The organism is Kitasatospora sp. RG8 (assembly GCF_017813315.1).
Classification (GTDB): Bacteria; Actinomycetota; Actinomycetes; order Streptomycetales; family Streptomycetaceae; genus Kitasatospora.
On sequence record NZ_JAGIYX010000022.1, the window covers coordinates 77,024 to 93,810 of the forward strand.

Sequence of the window (16,787 nt, forward strand, 5' to 3'; positions counted from 1 at the left end):
CACTGCGGAGTTGCACATGACCAGGCGCACCCACGCCGCCCTCGCGGCGGTTATCGCAGCCACACTGACCCTCGGCCTCGGGGCCTGTGGTGACAAGGACAAGAGCGACAGCGGCGACGCCGCCGCCGGCAGCACCAAGGCGCCGGGTGCGGCGTCCGGCGAGATCGTCGGCGGCACGCCGGTCAAGGGCGGCACCCTGACCGTGCTGACCAACCAGGACTTCGCCCACCTCGACCCGGCCCGCAACTGGGTGCTGCCGCACATGGACTTCGGCACCCGGCTGATCTACCGCACCCTGGTCACCTTCAAGGCCGAGCCGGGCGCCGCCGGCAGCGAGATCGTGCCGGACCTCGCCACCGACCTCGGCAAGTCCTCCGACGGGGGCAAGACCTGGACCTTCACCCTGCGTGACGGTCTGAAGTACGAGGACGGCAGCCCGATCAAGTCCGCCGACATCAAGTACAACGTCGAGCGGTCCTTCTCCCCGGACCTCACCGGTGGCCCCGACTACGCCGTCCAGTACCTGGCCGGCGGCGAGAACTACAAGGGCCCGCTGACCGGCGAGCACCTGTCGAGCATCGAGACGCCGGACGACAAGACGATCGTCTTCCGCCTCAAGCGCCCGGTCGCCGAGTTCTCGTACACGGCCACCCTGCCGACCTTCTCCCCGGTGCCGCAGTCGCAGGAGAAGGGCACGCAGTACGACTCACGGCCGTTCTCCTCCGGGCCGTACAAGATCGCCTCCTACGACCGCGGCAAGCAGCTCGTGCTGGTCCGCAACACCAACTGGGACCAGGCCTCCGACTCGGTCCGCAAGGCCTACCCGGACAAGATCGTGGTCACCCAGGGCCTCAAGGGCGGCCAGGTCGACGACCGGATCATCGCCAGTGACGGCGCCGACGCCTCCACCATCGAGATGCCGTGGATGCAGCACGAGTCCGTCTCCAAGGTGCTGCCCAAGGCGGACGTCAAGGGCCGCATGGTGGCCGAGCAGACCGGCTGTACCGACATGCTGTACCTGAACAACGCCAAGGCGCCCTTCGACGACCCGAAGGTCCGCGAGGCGATGATGTACGCGGTTGACCGCGAGGCCCAGGTCACCGCGTTCGGCGGTCCCGCGCTGGCCGATGTCGCCACCTCCTACCTGCCGCCCGCGCTCACCGGCGGCGCCAAGGCCGACCCGCTGAAGATCCCGGCCGCCGGTGACCCGGAGAAGGCCAAGGAGCTGCTGAAGGCGGCCGGCAAGACCGACCTCAAGGTCTCGCTCACCGTCTCCATCGGGGACAAGAGCCGCGGTGAGGCGCTCCAGCAGTCGCTGGCCAAGGCCGGCATCCAGGTCACCGTCAACACCATGGACGCCTCCGCCATCGCCGACGCCGTCGGCGACATCAAGAACGCCCCCGACCTGTACATCAACGGCTGGTGCCCGGACTACCCGTCCGGCGCCACCTTCCTGCCCTTCCTCTTCGACGGCCGCACCATCAAGGAGAAGGGCAACCAGGGCAACTACAGCCAGTTCCGCGACCAGGCCACGATGGACCGGATGGACCAGATCGCGGCCATGACCGACCTGGCCCAGGCCAACGCCGCCTGGAAGCAGCTCGACGAGGAGCTGCTGAAGAAGGCCCCGGCCGTCCCGCTGATGTGGCAGCGCCGCCCGCTGCTGGTTGGCACCAACGTGGCCGGCGCCTTCGGCAACTCCGGCTACGCGGGCATGCTCGACATGGCCGTGGTCGGCCTCAAGGACCCTGCGAAGAGCCAGGGCTGAGGGACCGTCATCCGATGAGTACAACCACTGAGCCCGCCGCCGTGGAGAACACGGCGGCGGGCCCCGCGAAGGCCACCGGGCGCGGGCCCTGGCGGCTGGTCTGGGACCAGCTGTGGGCCAAGGGCTCGGCCCGCTTCGGCCTGATCACCGTCGCCGTGCTGGTGCTGTCGGCCGCCCTGGCCGGCCCGTTGAGCTCCCTCGGCGGCTGGACCCCCGAAGAGTTCGACAAGCGCGCCGTCGACCCCTACATGGGCGGTGTCCCGATCGGCGACTTCGGCGGGATCGGCAGCCGGCACTGGCTCGGCGTCGAACCCGGCTCGGGCCGCGACCTGTTCGCCCGCGTCCTGCACGGCGGGCAGGTCTCGCTGCTGATCGCGTTCACCGCGACCGCCCTCGTCGTGATCGTCGGCACCCTGGCCGGCATCGCGGCCGGCTACTTCGGCGGCCGCATCGACGCGGCGCTCTCCCGGCTGATGGACCTCACGATGTCCTTCCCCTCGCTGATCTTCATGATCGCCATGATGTCGGTGGCCAAGGACGTCAACCGGATCCTGCTGATGACCCTGGTGATCGGCCTGTTCGGCTGGCCCGGCATCGCCCGGGTGGTCCGCGGCCAGACGCTCTCGCTCAAGCACCGTGAGTACGTCGAGGCCGCCAAGGTCGGCGGGGCCCGCTCCTGGCGCATCCTCACCCGGGAGATCCTGCCGAACGTCTCCGGCCCGATCATCGCCTACACCACGCTGCTGATCCCCGGCATGATCGCCACCGAGGCCGCGCTCGGCTACCTCGGCGTCGGCGTCCGCCCGCCCACCGCGTCCTGGGGGCAGATGATCTCCGAGAGCATCGTCCACTACGAGACCGATCCGACGTACTTCCTCATCCCGACGGTCTTCCTCTTCGTCGCGGTGCTCGCCTTCACCCTGCTCGGCGACGCGCTGCGGGACATCCTCGACCCCCGGGGAGGCCGGTCGTGATCATCTACCTCGGCCGCCGGCTGATCGGTGTCGCGGGCATCCTGCTCGCCATCTGCGCCATCACCTTCACCATCTTCTACCTGCTGCCCAACGACCCGGCCGCAGCCGCCTGCGGCAAGACGTGCAGCCCCGAGCGACTCGCCGCCGTCAAGGAGGCGATGGGCCTGGACCAGCCGATCTGGAGCCAGTTCGGCAGCTACCTGGCCGGCATCTTCGTCGGCCGCGACTACGGCAGCGGCCCCAGCGCCGTGCACTGCGGTTTCCCGTGCCTCGGCTACTCGTACGAGTACGGGCTGCCCGTCTGGGACCTGCTCACCGACCGCCTGCCGGTCTCCATCTCGCTCGCGTTCGGCGCGGCGGTGCTCTGGCTGGTCCTCGGGCTCGGCGCCGGCGTCACCTCGGCCCTGCGCAAGGGCAGCATCACCGACCGGATCCTGACGGTCCTCTCGGTCGGCGCCGCCTCGCTGCCGGTCTACTTCACCTCGATCATGCTGATCTGGGGCGTCGTGCGATCCGCCGGCCTGCTGCCCTACCCGTCGTACCACCCCTTCACCGAGGACCCGTTCGGCTGGGCATCCAACCTGTTGCTCCCCTGGATCGCACTGGCCCTGCTGTACGCGGCCACGTACGCCCGGCAGAGCCGCAACTCGATGATCGAGACGATGGCCGAGCCGTACATCCGTACCGCCCGGGCCAAGGGCCTGCCCGCGCTGACCGTGACGGTCAAGCACGGGCTGCGCTCCGGGATGACACCCATCCTGACCATCTTCGGCATCGACCTCGGCGGCCTGCTCGCGGGCGCCGTCATCACCGAGTCCATCTTCGGCCTGCCCGGGGTCGGCCGGCTCTTCTACGACGGGCTGACCCGCTCCGACCAGCCGGTCATCCTCGGCGTCACCCTGCTCGCGGCCTTCTTCATCGTCGCGGCGAACCTGCTGGTCGACCTGCTCTACGCGGTGGTCGACCCGAGAGTGAGGTACTGATGGCACTGTTGGAGGTCGAAGATCTCACAGTCTCCTTCGACACCCCGCGCGGTACCGTCCGGGCCGTCGACGGCATCTCCTTCACCGTCGAGGCCGGGCAGACCCTCGGTCTGGTCGGGGAGTCCGGCAGCGGCAAGTCCGTCACCTCGCTGGCCGTGATGGGCCTGCACCGCGGCGCCGCCGTCAACGGCTCGATCCGGCTGGCCGGGCAGGAGCTGATCGGCCTGGGGGAGCGGCAGTTGGGCACCATCCGGGGCCGGCGGATCGCCATGATCTTCCAGGACCCGCTGTCCAGCCTGCACCCCTTCTACACCGTCGGCGAGCAGATCGCCGAGCACTACCGGGTGCACTTCAAGGCCTCCCGCAAGGCCGGCCGCGCGCGGGCCCTGGAGATGCTCGGCGAGGTCGGCATCCCCGAACCCGCCCGCCGGATCGACGAGTACCCGCACCAGTTCTCCGGCGGCATGCGCCAGCGCGTGATGATCGCCATGGCGCTCGCCTGCGAACCCGACCTGCTGATCGCCGACGAGCCCACCACCGCTCTCGACGTCACCGTCCAGGCCCAGATCCTCGACCTGATCGCCCGGATCCAGCAGGAGCGCGGCCTCGGCGTCGTCATGATCACCCACGACCTCGGCGTGGTCGCCCGGGTCGCCCACGAGGTCCTGGTCATGTACGGCGGACGGGCCGCCGAACAGGCCCCCGTGGACGGGCTGTTCAGCGCCCCCGCGCACCCGTACACCCGCGGGCTGCTCGACTCGCTGCCCCGCCTCGACGACACCGACGACGCCCCGCTGCGGGCCATCCCCGGCAGCCCGCCGTCGCTGATCGCCCCCGCCCCCGGCTGCTCCTTCGCCCCGCGCTGCGCCCGCACCACCGCGGCCACCGCCGAGGAGCACGCCCGCTGCCTGGCCGAGCGCCCCGCGCTCGGTCCGCTCGCCCCCGGCCACCAGGCCGCCTGCCACCTGCCGCTGGTGCCGCAAGGAGCCCGTTCATGACCGCTCACGCGTCCCCGGCAGCCCAGGCGCTGCCGGCCGCCCGGGTCCCCTCGGATGCCGAACCGCTGCTCTCCGTGCGGGACCTGGTCAAGACCTTCCCCGGCAAGCGCGGCCGCAACGGCCGGGCGGGATCCGCGGTCCGGGCCGTGGACGGCGTCAGCTTCGACGTCGGCAAGGGCGAGACGCTCGGCCTGGTCGGCGAGTCCGGCTGCGGCAAGTCCACCACCGGACGGATGATCGTCCGGCTGCTCGACCCGACCTCGGGCACTGTCACCTTCGACGGCACCGAGATCGGCGGTCTCTCCCAGGCCCAGCTGCGGCCGCACCGCCGCGACCTCCAGATGGTCTTCCAGGACCCGTACTCCTCGCTCAACCCCCGGCAGACGGTGGCCCGGATCATCTCCGAACCGCTGCTGATCCAGGGGTCGAGCGCGGCGGACGCGCGCAAGCGCGCCGCCGAGCTGATGGAGCTCGTCGGGCTGATCCCCGAACACATCGACCGCTACCCGCACGAGTTCTCCGGCGGCCAGGCGCAGCGCATCGGCATCGCCCGCTCGCTGGCCACCTCGCCCCGGCTGGTGATCGCCGACGAGCCGGTCTCCGCACTGGACGTCTCGATCCAGGCCCAGGTGGTCAACCTGATGGAGCGGCTCCAGGACGAGCTGGGGCTGGCGTACGTGTTCATCGCGCACGACCTCTCGGTGGTCAAGCGGGTCTGCGACCGGGTCGCGGTGATGTACCTCGGCCGGATCGTCGAGATCGGCGCCAAGGAGGAGGTGTACGGCAACCCCGCCCACCCCTACACCCGGGCGCTGCTCTCCGCCGTACCGCTGCCGGACCCGGCGGCGGAGCGGGCGCGCGAGCGGATCGTGCTGCTCGGCGACCCGCCGAGCCCGGCCAACCCGCCGTCCGGCTGCTCATTCCACCCGCGTTGCCCGAAGGCGCAGGACGTCTGCCGGACGGAACGGCCGCTGCTGCAGATCGCCGGGCCGGGTGCCCGGCAGGCGGCGTGCCACTTCCCGGAGGCCTGACCTCCCCGAGCGCCGTACCGCTCAGCCTCCCCCACGGCGGGCGGTACGGCTCCAACCCGGGGACCCGGACGACGGGCCCCGCACTCAGGGGGGCTCGGACGACGGACCCCCGCAACCCGGGGGTCCGGACGACGGGCCCTCACACCGACCCCCGGTCGGGCGCGGCGGGGAACCTCTTGAGGGCCGCGCCCGGCCGGGCTCCAGCATGTCGAAGGCCCGCACCCGAGAAGAAGGGTGCGGGCCTTCCGTGGTTGCCGCGGTCGCCGCGGTCGGCGCGGTTACCGTGACGGCTGCGGTGATCGTTGCCCGGCCCGCGTGGAGCACGTCGGGCGGCGTGAACCGAAGCGCGTGAACCGAAGCGCGTGGACCGAACTACGTGTGCCGAGTTGTGTGGGTCGAGCCGCGTGAACGGCCTCCGCGTCAACGCCCCCCGCGTGACCGGCCCCCGCGTGAACGCCCCCCGCGTGACCCGAGCCGCGTGCGCCCAGCCGCGTGGAGCGGGCCGGCCCCGGGGGTGGTGCCGGGGAAGACCGAAGGCCGTGGCCCCCGGACGGATCCGGGGGCCACGGCCCGTGTGCTGCCGGGAGGGAGGAGCGGGCCTCAGGAGGCCGGGCCCACCCGGACGGTGGTGACGCGGCCGCCCTGGGCCTCGCGGACCACCTCGATCTTGGTGTTGGTGTCCGGGACCTTCACCCCGAGCTGCGGGGTGGCCGGGTCGGAGTAGACGCCGGTGCGGTCGTTGAACGCCGGGACGGCCGGCTCGGAGCCGATCCGCACCGGGACGCCGCCCTTGTGCAGGGTGAAGGCGGTGGTCGGCTTCAGCGAGAAGGTCGCGTCGAAGGTCTGCGCGCGGCCGTTGACCAGCGAGCCGTCGGCGAACCGGATCGGCGTCGGGTGCGCGTCGATCGGCAGGATCAGGCCGCCGCCCGGGTGGTCCTTGGTGTTGTTGTCGCCGTAGGCGGTGTCCCAGAGCCAGACCAGCACGCCCTCCTGGTACGGGTAGTTGTCGACGATGTCCTTCTTGCCGTCGACGCCGCTGTACCCGAAGTTGTACGGGCCGGTCTTCAGGAAGGCGCCGTAGCCGGTGTACCGGCGGTTCTCCACCAGGTAGGCGCGCGGGTGCTGCTTGACGGCGGCGCGGCCGGTGATGACGGTGAACCCGGTGGCCGTCCAGCCGTTGACGCCGTCCTCCGCGCCGTCGGCGAACAGCTCGGTGGAGCCGGCGGCGATCCGGACGGCGTCGACCAGGACGCCGTGGCCGTGCGTGTTGTTGTCCGAGGTGACGTGGAACCGCAGTCGGACCTGCTGCCCCGCGTACCCGTCCAGCGGGATCGACAGCTGCCGGTACGCGCCCGAAGTGCCGGTCAGGCCGGGCGTGTTGGCGGTGGTGTTGCCGATCGGCGCGCCGTCGACGGTGCCGCCCAGCGCCTTCCAGGTCTTGCCCTCGTCGGTGGAGGCCTCGACGGACAGGAAGTCGTAGTCCTGCTCGATGTCGTACCAGGTGGCGGCGGTCAGCGTGACCGGGCCGCTCACCGCCCGCAGGTCGACGGTGCGGGCCAGCGCGTTGTCCATGTTGTCGCCGGTGTCGCTCCACCACTGCCGGCCGCCCTGGTACGGGTCGGCGAGGTCGGTGCTGGTGGTGCTGTCCGGCAGGTGCACCAGCACGGCCTGGGCCTGGTCGGTGTTGTAGCCGCTGACGCCGAGGGCGTGGCTGGAGCGGGTGGCGGCCTGCGCCTCGTCGTAGTTGAGCCAGCCGAACTGCAGCTTGCTCCAGGCGTCGAGGTCACCGGGGTAGCCGCCGGTGGTGTTCTTCCCCTTGCCCAGGTACGAGCCGGAGGACATCAGCGACCAGAAGTTGACGCTGTTGTCGCCGCCGCTGGTGCTGTACAGGTCGGGCAGGCCGAGGTTGTGGCCGAACTCGTGGGAGAACAGGCCGACTCCGCTGTTCTCGCCGCCCTGCACGTAGTCGTACACGTACAGGCCGGTGTCGCCGACCGGGGCGCCGCCGATCTTGTTGCCCGCCGGGCCGGTCTGGCCGGAGGCGTCGGGGAACGCCCAACTGCGGTGCGCCCACAGCGCGTCGGCGCCCTGCGCGCCGCCGCCCCAGGTCTCGTCGACGCCGGCGTGCACCACGACGACGTTGTCCAGGTAGCCGTCGGGCTGGTTGAACTCGCCGTTCTTGTCGTGGTCGTAGCGGTCGTAGACGTCGTACTGGGCCAGCTCGGCCTTCACGTCGGCGGCCGTCCGGCCCTTGGCGATCTCGCCGTCGTACCAGGCCTTGACCGCGTCCCGGACGAACTCCTGGGCCTGCGTCCAGGCGCCGGACCCCTGCGGGCCCTTGTTGCTGCCGTAACGGGCCTCGTTGTACGGCACGGTGACCCAGTCGCTGACGGTGCCCTCGACGTCGTACCGGCCGGAGGACTGGGTGCGGTAGTAGTTGCGCATCGAGACCGCGCCGGGCGCGTCGTCGAAGAACATCTTCTGGTAGTAGTCGCGCCCGAAGTCGGCGTTCCAGAGCGTGTGGTTGTCGCTCCTGCCGGGCTGGGGGATGGTGTTGTGCCGCGGGCCGGGCGTTCCGCCGTAGCGGGGCTGGCCGTTGTACTGGGTGGTGTTGTCCACCTCGTCGCCGAACTGGGCGAGGATGACGAAGACCTTGTCCTTGCGCTGCTGCGCGAGCTGGACGTAGTCGTTGCCGATCTTCACCTTGCCGGGGGCCCGCTTGTCGGCGGTCTTCGCCACGGCGCCCTTGTTGAGCTGCTCCAGCGCCTTGGTGCGCAGCGACTGGCGCTCGCGCTCCTGCGGGGCGAGCGGGCCGGGCGGGGCCTCGGCACCGCCGTCCTCGGCGGCCTGGGCCGTGACGGCGTTGGTGGTGGCGGGGGAGGGGGTGGCGGCCTGGGCGGGTGAGCCGAGGAGGGTGGCCGCTATCGCGCTCGTGGTGAGCGCGGCCGCGAATGCCGCGGACAGTCTGCGCAACTGACCGGTCCTTTCCGGACGGTGGGTGGTCGGGGGTGACGGTCGGGGGAAGGCCAACGGTCATGGAGCGCAGGTAATATTTCACATGTCATGGGTCACACGGAAGACGCCGGACGGTGCCGGACGGCTGCGAACGGTGGTGAACCACGGCGAACGGCGGGCGGACCGCGACGGAACGCGTCCCACAGGAGGGCTGAACGCGTCGCGCGGGCCCGAACGCGTCGCCGGGGCGGACCGCGTCGCACGGGGGCGGAACGTGAAGCGCCGCACGACCGGTGCGGTCGTGCGGCGCGGGCGGGCCGGCGGCGGGTCAGCCCAGGGTGTACTCCACGGTCACGCTCACCAGTGCCAGCGCGCCGAACACCAGCCCCAGGGTGGGGCGGCCGGCGGCGTTCAGGGCCAGCCCGCCGGCCGCGAAGACCGCCAGCTTGAGGGCGATCTCCGCGGCGAGCGGCAGCCGGAACGTCGGGCCGCCCGCAGCGAGGAAAAGCCCCCAGACGACCGCCGCCAGTGCGGGTGCGCCCAGCCCGAGCAGGACCCGGGTGACCGTACTGGAGCCCGTCCTGAAGCCCCAGTAGCAGAGGGCCGCGAGCAGCCCCAGCTCCAGTGCGAAGGCGAGCCCGCCGTTGACGACGGTCACCGGGGTCCACTGCCGCTGCGAGACCGGGCCCGGTCTGCTGATCCTCATCCGTCTGTTCCTCCCCGTCGGGTGCGGCGCCCGGGCGGGCACCGGTCACGGCGGGAGTCTGGCAGGCGTCGCCGCCCGCCACAACGGATCACCCCAAGGAAGAGCGCAGGAAGGCCAGTTCGGCCTGGGTGACCTGCTCCTGCACACCGCCCGGGGTCATGTGGGTGACGCCGGGCAGCGGCAGCACGCTGTGCGCGCGGCCGGCCCGGGTGAGCGCCTGGGAGAGCAGCAGGGTGTGCGAGGGGTGCACGTTGTCGTCGGCCAGGCCGTGGATCAGCAGCAGCGGACGGGTGAGTGACGGTGCGTCGGGGATGAGGTCGTCCGCCGCGTACCCGCCGGGGTTCTGCTGCGGCAGGTCCAGGTAGCGCTCGGTGTAGGCCGTGTCGTACCGGCGGAAGTCGGTGGGCGGGGCGCCCGCGCACGCGGCGTGGAAGACGTCCGGGCGGCGCAGCACGGCCAGCGCCGCGAAGTAGCCGCCGTAGGACCAGCCACGGACGCCGACCCGGCCGAGGTCGAGGTCGGGGTGGTCGACGGCGAGCGCCTGCAGGGCCGCCACCTGGTCGTCCAGGGCGACCTGCGAGAACCGGCGGAAGATCGCCCGGGTGAAGGTGGGCGAGACGAACGGGGTGCCCCGGTTGTCGGTGGTGACCACGGCGAAGCCCTGGTCGGCCCACCACTGGCGGAGCTGCCAGCGGCGCGGCTCGTTGGCGACCGCCTGGTAGCCGGGCCCGCCGTAGACGTCCAGCAGGACGGGCAGCCGCCGGCCGGGCGCGTGGTCGCGCGGGTACACCACGGCGGTGGGCAGGGCGAGTTCGGTGACCCGGGCGAGCTGCGGCCGGACCACGTAGGGCAGCGCGGCGGAGAGGTCGGTGAGCTGCGCCGTGCCGGCGGGGCCGGTGGCACGGCGGCGGACGCCGTCCGGTCCGGCGGAGGTGAGCAGCAGCGTCCCGCCGGCGGCGAGCGCGGCGTGGACGCCGGGGCCGTCGCTGAGCCGCTCGGCCGGGCCGCCGTCCGGGTCGACGAGGTGGACGTGCTGGTCGAACGGGTCGCCCTCGCCGGTCTCGCAGAGCAGCCGCCCGTGCAGCCGGCCGACCACGCGGCGGATCTGCAGCCCGGTGGTGTCCAGAGGCTTGCCGTCCAGGGCCAGGCCGCGCGCGTCGGGGGTGTCGTGGACGGTGAGCAGCCGCCCGTCGTCCAGCCGGGCGGGCGTGCCCGGCAGGTCGTCGACCCAGAACGCGTCGGTGGTGCGGGAGAGTTCGCTGCTGGCGCCGGTGGCCGGGTCGGCGGAGAGCAGCAGGACGTTCTGCTGGAGCCGGTCGGCGACGGTGAGCAGGATCTCGTCGGTGCCCGCCCACTCGGCGGCGCAGAGGTAGGGGAACTCCGTGTCGTCCCAGCGGAGCCGGACGCGGGCGCCGTCGAGGCCGAGCACCCAGAGCTGGACGTCCGCGTTGGGGCCGCCGGCCTGCGGGTAGGCGAAGTCCTCCGGCTGCTCGTCCGGGCGGGCCGGGTCGGCGAAGTGGCGCCGGGGCAGGTCGGACTCGTCGACCCGGGCGGCCAGCAGGGCGCCGCCGTCCGGGCGCCACCAGTGGCCGCGGGATCGGCCCAGCTCCTCGGCGGCGGCGAACTCGGCGACGCCCCAGCGGGCGCCGTCGGCGGGGCTGAGCGGCAGGAGGTCGGGCGTGGCGTACAGGGCGTCGCCGGCGACGTACGCGACGCGGTGGCCCGCCGGGTCGGGGCGCGGGTCGAAGGCGGGCCCGGCGACGGGGAGCTCGGCGCAGGTGCCGGCGGTGGTGTCGGCGCGGTAGAGCCGCCCGTCCAGGACGAACGCGGCGACGGCGAGGTCGGCGGTGGCGGCGTAGGAGCCGATCCCGGCGGCGGTGAGCCGGATCCGTTCGCGCAGCCGGCGTTCGACGGCGGGCAGGTCGGCGGGGTCGCCGGTGCGGTGGGGGGCGAGCGCGGCGGGATCGGCGACGAGGCGCTCCTCCCCGGTGGCCAGGTCGAGCAGGTGGAGCCGGTCGACCTGGTCCTCGGCGCCGGTGGAGCGGAGCAGCAGCAGCCGGGTACCGTCCTCGCTGAGGACGGTCGCACGCGGAGCGCCGAAGCCGAAGCGGCCCGTACGGGCGCTGAGGGAGAGGAAGGGGTCGGTGATGGTCACCGCCCGATGTTCGCCCTGCGGCGCGTGCTGGACCAGTAGTAAGACATGTGAAATGTCACACATCACCAATGACATACTGCCCTGCGACCCCACCCTGGAGGCGAAGTGATCGAGGACCTGCGGACCGCCGAACCCCCGGCGCCGCTGCCCGGCACGGACCGGCTGTTCACCCTGGACCCGGCCGTGGTCCACCTCAACCACGGCTCCTACGGCACGGTGCCCGTCCCCGTGCAGCAGGAGCAGGAGCGGCTCCGGATCGAGCAGGAGCGCGACCCGGACGGCTTCTTCGCCGACCTGCCCCGGCGGGTCGGCGAGGCCCGCGCCGGGCTCGCCGCGGAGCTGGGCGCCGACCCGGCCCGGCTCGCCCTGGTCGCCAACGTCACCGAGGCCGTCTCGGTCGCCCTCGACAGCGTCCCGCTCGCGCCCGGCGACCGGATCCTGGTCACCGACCACGGCTACGGCGCCGTCACCCGGGCCGTCCTGCGGCGCGCGGAGGAGGCCGGCGCCGAGGTGGACACCGTCCGCCTGCCGCTGGACGCCCCGGACGAGGACGCCGTCCGCGACGCCGTCCTCGCCGGGACCACCGGGCGCACCGTGCTCGCCGTGCTCGATCAGCTGACCTCGCCCACCGCCCGCCTGGTCGCCGGCCCCGAGCTGCTCGCCGCCCTGCGCGCCCGCGGCGTCACCACCGTGGTGGACGGCGCCCACGCCCCCGGCATGCTGGCCGCGCCGGTCGGACCGGACGCCGACTTCTGGTTCGGCAACCTGCACAAGTGGGCCTTCGCCCCGCGCGCCACCGGTGTCCTCGCCGTCCGCCCCGAGTGGACCGGGAGGGTCCGCCCGCTGGCCGTGTCCTGGGAGCACCACCACGGCTTTCCCGCCAACGTCGAGTGGCGCGGCACCTGCGACTACACGCCCTGGCTGGCGGCCCCGGCCGGCTTCCGGCTGCTGAACGAGCTCGGCGCGGAACGGGTGCGCCGGCACAACGAGCTGCTCGCCGCCCACGGCCAGGCGGTGCTGGCCGGCCGGCTCGGACTGGAACCGCTGCCCGCCACGCCGGGCGTGGCGATGCGCGCGCTGCGGCTGCCCCCGGGGCGGGGCGAGACGGACGCGGAGGCGGTGGCGATGATGGCCGACCTGTGGCGGCGCCGCGCCGTCCGGACGGTGGTGCGCCCCTGGCCGGGCGGCGGGGTGCTGCGGGTCAGCGCGCAGCTGTACAACCGGCCGCAGGACTACCGCGCGCTGGCGGAGGGCCTGGCGGAGCTGCTGGCGGAGCGGGGCTGACGCGGCAGGGTTGACGCGGTGGGGCTGACGCGGCGGGGCGGGGCGGGCGGCCGGGGCTACTCGGCGGCGCGCAGTTCGGCGAGCAGCACGTTCCGGTCGTCGATCAGCCCGGTGAGGATCCGCCGGGCCGTCCGGAGCAGGTCGGCGACCTCGGCGCCGGCCAGTGCGTACACCACCGTGGTGCCCTCGCGGCTGGCGGTGACGATGCCGGACCGGCGCAGGACGGCGAGCTGCTGGGAGAGGCTGGACGGTTCGATGTCCAGCTCGGCCAGCAGGTCCCGGACGGGCGTCGGTCCGGCCTGCAGCAGCTCCAGGACCCGGATCCGGATCGGGTGCCCGAGCATCCGGAAGAACTCGGCCTTGGCCTGGTACAGCGCGACCCCCACAGCGCCCCCTTCCCTGGTGCCCGGTCCGTTCAGATCTCCAGCGCGACCTCGATCCGCTTCAGCTGGTGCCGGGCCATCGCGAGGTTGGAGCGGGTGCGGTTGAGCGCGAGGAAGAGGAAGAGCCCGCGGCCGTTCGGCATGGTGAGCGGCCGGAGCAGGTGGTACTGGCTGGTCAGGCTGACCAGGATGTCCTCGATCTCGTTGTCGTGGAGGTTGAGCAGCTCCATGGCCCGCATCTTGGCCCGGACCACGTCGGTGTTGCCGGCGGCGGCGACGTTGAGGTCCAGCTCGCTGCTCTCGCCGAGGGTGCCGAGCGCCATGCCGCTGCCGTAGTCGACCAGGGCGATGCCGATCGCGCCCTCGATCGCCATGGCCTCCTTGAGCGAGGTCTCCAGGTTCGCCATCGTCTTCTCCTTCTGTCACCGGGAGTATCCCGTGCGTGCTGGCTGTGGGACCGAATGTAGGGAGGCCGGGCGGGATCCCACCGGAGATGACCGGAGACGTTCGAATCAGGTCGCTCTCTGACCGCTTCGCAGCTACTTGAAGACATTTGCAACTATGGATGTGAGAGAGAACTGATCCGGGCCCGCGAAAAAACGGTGCTATCGATGTCAGTCCTCCCGGGTAACCTCTCGCTGAGATGCGAGATCACACCAACCACACCCGGACGGCGATGAACACCCCTCTGCCCGAGCAGCCCGAGGACCGGGAGCTCAACCCCGCCGAGGCGTACGCGGCCTTCCGCCGCCGGGCCAAGGAACAGGCCACGGCCCTCCACGGCTTCCAGCAGCTCTACGACTTCCCGCTGGACGACTTCCAGCTGGAGGCCTGCCGTGCGCTGGAGTCCGGCGAAGGCGTCCTGGTCGCCGCGCCCACCGGCTCCGGCAAGACGATCGTCGGCGAGTTCGCCGTCCACCTCGCCCTCCAGGGCGGGCGGAAGTGCTTCTACACCACGCCGATCAAGGCGCTCTCCAACCAGAAGTACGGGGACCTGGTCAAGCGCTACGGCGCCGCCAAGGTCGGCCTGCTCACCGGCGACAACACGGTCAACGGCGACGCGCCCGTGGTGGTGATGACCACCGAGGTGCTGCGCAACATGCTCTACGCGGGCTCCAGCACCCTGGACGGCCTCGGCTACGTGGTCATGGACGAGGTGCACTACCTCGCCGACCGGTTCCGCGGCGCCGTCTGGGAGGAGGTCATCATCCACCTCCCCGAGTCCGTCACCCTGGTCTCGCTCTCGGCCACCGTCTCCAACGCCGAGGAGTTCGGCGACTGGCTGGACACCGTGCGCGGCGGTACCCGCGTGATCGTCTCCGAGAACCGGCCCGTCCCGCTCTGGCAGCACGTGATGGCCGGCAACCGGATGTACGACCTCTTCGCCAACCCGGACCGCGACGGCCGCCCCAAGGACGCCCCGCGCAACCCGGCCAAGGCGGTCAACCCCGAGCTGGTCCGCCTCGCCCGCTCCGAGCTGGACCGCAACCCGCGGGACAAGTTCGGCCGCGGCCGCGGCCGCTCCATGCCCAACGGGCGCCCCGGCCGGGTCTGGACGCCGGGCCGCGTCGACGTCATCGACCGCCTCGACGCCGAGGGCCTGCTGCCCGCGATCACCTTCATCTTCAGCCGGGCCGGCTGCGAGGCCGCCGTCCAGCAGTGCCTCTCCTCCGGCCTGCGGCTCAACAAGGAGGCCGACCGCGCCCTGGTCCGCGACATCGTCCAGGAGCGCTGCGCCGACATCCCCGACGAGGACCTCCACGTCCTCGGCTACTTCGAGTGGCTGGACGGGCTGGAGCGCGGCATCGCCGCCCACCACGCGGGGATGCTGCCCCGGTTCAAGGAGGTGGTCGAGGAGCTCTTCGTGAAGGGCCTGGTCAAGGCCGTCTTCGCGACCGAGACCCTGGCGCTCGGCATCAACATGCCCGCCCGCTCGGTGGTCATGGAGAAGCTGGTCAAGTGGAACGGCGAGACGCACGCCGACATCACCCCCGGCGAGTACACCCAGCTCACCGGCCGGGCCGGGCGGCGCGGCATCGACGTCGAGGGCCACGCCGTGGTGCTCTGGCAGCGCGGCCTCGACCCGGAGGCACTGGCCGGCCTCGCCGGCACCCGCACCTACCCGCTGAAGTCCTCGTTCCGGCCGTCCTACAACATGGCCGTCAACCTGGTCTCCCAGTTCGGCCGGCACCGCTCGCGCGAGCTGCTGGAGACGTCGTTCGCGCAGTTCCAGGCCGACCGCTCGGTGGTCGGCATCGCCCGGCAGGTCCAGCGCAACGAGGAGGGGCTGGAGGGCTACCGCGAGTCGATGACCTGCCACCTCGGCGACTTCGACGAGTACATGAACCTGCGCCGCGAGCTCAAGGACCGCGAGAACGAGCTCGCCCGCGAGGGCACCAGCCAGCGCCGGGCCGCCGCCGTCGAGTCCATCGAGCAGCTCAAGCCGGGCGACGTCATCCACGTCCCCACCGGCAAGTTCGCCGGCCTCGCCCTCGTCCTCGACCCGGGCCTGCCCCCGGTCAGCCGCAACGGCCGGGGCGCCACCCGCCACCCGGACTACCAGGACGGCCCGCGCCCGGTGGTGCTCACCGCCGAGCGGCAGGTCAAGCGGCTCGCCATGATCGACTTCCCGCACCCGGTCACCGCCGTCGAGCGGCTGCGCATCCCCAAGTCCTTCAACCCGCGCAGCCCGCAGTCCCGGCGCGACCTGGCCTCGGCGCTGCGCACCAAGGCGGGCCACCTGGAGCCCGAGCGGTTCCGCAAGGGCCGCGCGGCCGCCGCCGACGACCCCGAGATCACCCGGCTGCGCGCCGTCCTGCGCCAGCACCCCTGCCACGGCTGCGACGAGCGCGAGGACCACGCCCGCTGGTCCGAGCGCTACCACCGGCTGCACCGCGACACCGAGCAGCTGGAGCGCCGGATGCGCTCCCGCACCCACACCATCGCCCGCACCTTCGACCGGGTCTGCGGCCTGCTCGCCGACCTCGGCTACCTCAGCGGCGACACCGTCACCGCCGACGGCAAGCGGCTCGGCCGGCTCTACGGCGAGCTGGACCTGCTCGCCTCCGAGTGCATCCGCGAGGGCGTCTGGAGCGGCCTGGCCGCCGCCGAGCTCGCCGCCTGCGCCTCGGCGCTGGTCTACGAGGCCCGGCAGTCCGACGACGCCGCCGCCCCCCGGGTCCCCGAGGGCGCGGCCAAGGAGGCGCTCGGCCAGATGGTCCGGATCTGGGGCCACCTGGACGCCCTGGAGGAGCAGCACCGGATCAACACCGCCGAGGGCGTCGGCCAGCGCGAGCCCGACCTCGGCTTCGCCTGGGCCGCGTACCGCTGGGCGCTCGGCCACAGCCTGGACCAGGTGCTGCGCGACGCCGACATGCCGGCCGGCGACTTCGTCCGGTGGACGAAGCAGCTGATCGACGTGCTCGGCCAGATCCAGGACGCCGCCGGCGAGGACGCCGAGCTCCGCAAGACCGCCCGCAAGGCGGTCGACGGCCTGCGCCGCGGCATCATCGCCTACTCCTCGGTGGGCTGACGCGTTCTGAGGGTGAGT

At 72.6% G+C, this 16,787-nt stretch carries 12 protein-coding genes; 7 read left to right on the plus strand and 5 right to left on the minus strand.

Annotation, left to right across the window (positions count from 1 at the left end):
* The first annotated feature begins 16 nt into the window (after nucleotides 1-16).
* The 5 genes from J5Y04_RS27935 to J5Y04_RS27955 are packed head-to-tail and all read left to right on the plus strand — an operon-like array spanning nucleotide 17 to nucleotide 5,754.
* Nucleotides 17-1,768 (plus strand): ABC transporter substrate-binding protein, encoded by a 1,752-nt coding sequence (locus J5Y04_RS27935; protein WP_209415177.1) that lies wholly within the window; start codon nucleotides 17-19, stop codon nucleotides 1,766-1,768.
* Nucleotides 1,769-1,782: 14 nt separating this feature from the next.
* Nucleotides 1,783-2,742 carry an ABC transporter permease gene (locus tag J5Y04_RS27940; RefSeq protein ID WP_209415178.1) on the plus strand — a complete coding sequence of 320 codons (960 nt, stop codon included), beginning with the start codon at nucleotides 1,783-1,785 and terminating at the stop codon, nucleotides 2,740-2,742.
* The gene (locus tag J5Y04_RS27945) at nucleotides 2,739-3,725 is read left to right on the plus strand and encodes an ABC transporter permease (RefSeq protein ID WP_209415179.1); all 987 of its coding nucleotides are present in this window, start codon (nucleotides 2,739-2,741) and stop codon (nucleotides 3,723-3,725) included. The genes J5Y04_RS27940 and J5Y04_RS27945 overlap by 4 nt, the downstream gene beginning before the upstream one ends.
* A complete protein-coding gene (locus J5Y04_RS27950; RefSeq protein WP_209415180.1) occupies nucleotides 3,725-4,723 on the plus strand; it encodes an ABC transporter ATP-binding protein in 999 nt (332 codons plus the stop codon). The genes J5Y04_RS27945 and J5Y04_RS27950 overlap by 1 nt, the downstream gene beginning before the upstream one ends.
* The gene (locus J5Y04_RS27955; RefSeq protein ID WP_209415181.1) at nucleotides 4,720-5,754 is read left to right on the plus strand and encodes an ABC transporter ATP-binding protein; all 1,035 of its coding nucleotides are present in this window, start codon (nucleotides 4,720-4,722) and stop codon (nucleotides 5,752-5,754) included. The genes J5Y04_RS27950 and J5Y04_RS27955 overlap by 4 nt, the downstream gene beginning before the upstream one ends.
* Before the next feature lie 600 nt (nucleotides 5,755-6,354).
* On the opposite strand, the gene J5Y04_RS27960 is transcribed toward J5Y04_RS27955, so the two are convergent.
* The 3 genes from J5Y04_RS27960 to J5Y04_RS27970 all read right to left on the minus strand — a co-directional run bounded on the left by J5Y04_RS27960 (nucleotide 6,355) and on the right by J5Y04_RS27970 (nucleotide 11,570).
* Nucleotides 6,355-8,727 carry an immune inhibitor A domain-containing protein gene (locus tag J5Y04_RS27960; RefSeq protein ID WP_209415182.1) on the minus strand — a complete coding sequence of 791 codons (2,373 nt, stop codon included), beginning with the start codon at nucleotides 8,725-8,727 and terminating at the stop codon, nucleotides 6,355-6,357.
* A gap of 310 nt (nucleotides 8,728-9,037) precedes the next feature.
* Entirely contained in the window at nucleotides 9,038-9,415 is a 378-nt protein-coding gene (locus J5Y04_RS27965; protein WP_209415183.1) for a YrdB family protein, read from the minus strand.
* Between the two features lie 88 nt (nucleotides 9,416-9,503).
* Nucleotides 9,504-11,570, minus strand: coding sequence for a prolyl oligopeptidase family serine peptidase (locus J5Y04_RS27970; RefSeq protein ID WP_209415184.1), 2,067 nt, complete (start codon nucleotides 11,568-11,570; stop codon nucleotides 9,504-9,506).
* 105 nt (nucleotides 11,571-11,675) lie between these two features.
* Here J5Y04_RS27970 and J5Y04_RS43285 point away from each other — a divergent pair, with 105 nt between their 5' ends.
* Complete coding sequence (locus J5Y04_RS43285) at nucleotides 11,676-12,854, plus strand: aminotransferase class V-fold PLP-dependent enzyme (protein ID WP_209415185.1); 1,179 nt, start codon at nucleotides 11,676-11,678, stop codon at nucleotides 12,852-12,854.
* Nucleotides 12,855-12,910: 56 nt separating this feature from the next.
* On the opposite strand, the gene J5Y04_RS27980 is transcribed toward J5Y04_RS43285, so the two are convergent.
* Both J5Y04_RS27980 and J5Y04_RS27985 read right to left on the minus strand, forming a co-directional pair.
* Nucleotides 12,911-13,240: a metalloregulator ArsR/SmtB family transcription factor gene (locus J5Y04_RS27980; protein WP_148647658.1), complete on the minus strand. Its 330-nt coding sequence runs from the start codon at nucleotides 13,238-13,240 to the stop codon at nucleotides 12,911-12,913.
* A gap of 29 nt (nucleotides 13,241-13,269) precedes the next feature.
* Nucleotides 13,270-13,644 (minus strand): hypothetical protein, encoded by a 375-nt coding sequence (locus J5Y04_RS27985; RefSeq protein ID WP_148647657.1) that lies wholly within the window; start codon nucleotides 13,642-13,644, stop codon nucleotides 13,270-13,272.
* Nucleotides 13,645-13,913: 269 nt separating this feature from the next.
* Between J5Y04_RS27985 and J5Y04_RS27990 the strand changes: the two genes are divergently transcribed.
* Nucleotides 13,914-16,769 (plus strand): RNA helicase, encoded by a 2,856-nt coding sequence (locus J5Y04_RS27990; protein ID WP_209415241.1) that lies wholly within the window; start codon nucleotides 13,914-13,916, stop codon nucleotides 16,767-16,769.
* Nucleotides 16,770-16,787 lie beyond the last annotated feature (18 nt).

Bases quoted from the DNA above. Each gene is read 5' to 3' on its own strand.
- J5Y04_RS27935 (WP_209415177.1), top strand. From the start codon at position 17: ATGACCAGGCGCACCCACGCCGCCCTCGCGGCGGTTATCGCAGCCACA.
- J5Y04_RS27940 (WP_209415178.1), top strand. From the start codon at position 1,783: ATGAGTACAACCACTGAGCCCGCCGCCGTGGAGAACACGGCGGCGGGC.
- J5Y04_RS27950 (WP_209415180.1), top strand. From the start codon at position 3,725: ATGGCACTGTTGGAGGTCGAAGATCTCACAGTCTCCTTCGACACCCCG.
- J5Y04_RS27955 (WP_209415181.1), top strand. From the start codon at position 4,720: ATGACCGCTCACGCGTCCCCGGCAGCCCAGGCGCTGCCGGCCGCCCGG.
- J5Y04_RS27965 (WP_209415183.1), bottom strand. From the start codon at position 9,415: ATGAGGATCAGCAGACCGGGCCCGGTCTCGCAGCGGCAGTGGACCCCG.
- J5Y04_RS27985 (WP_148647657.1), bottom strand. From the start codon at position 13,644: ATGGCGAACCTGGAGACCTCGCTCAAGGAGGCCATGGCGATCGAGGGC.
- J5Y04_RS27990 (WP_209415241.1), top strand. From the start codon at position 13,914: ATGAACACCCCTCTGCCCGAGCAGCCCGAGGACCGGGAGCTCAACCCC.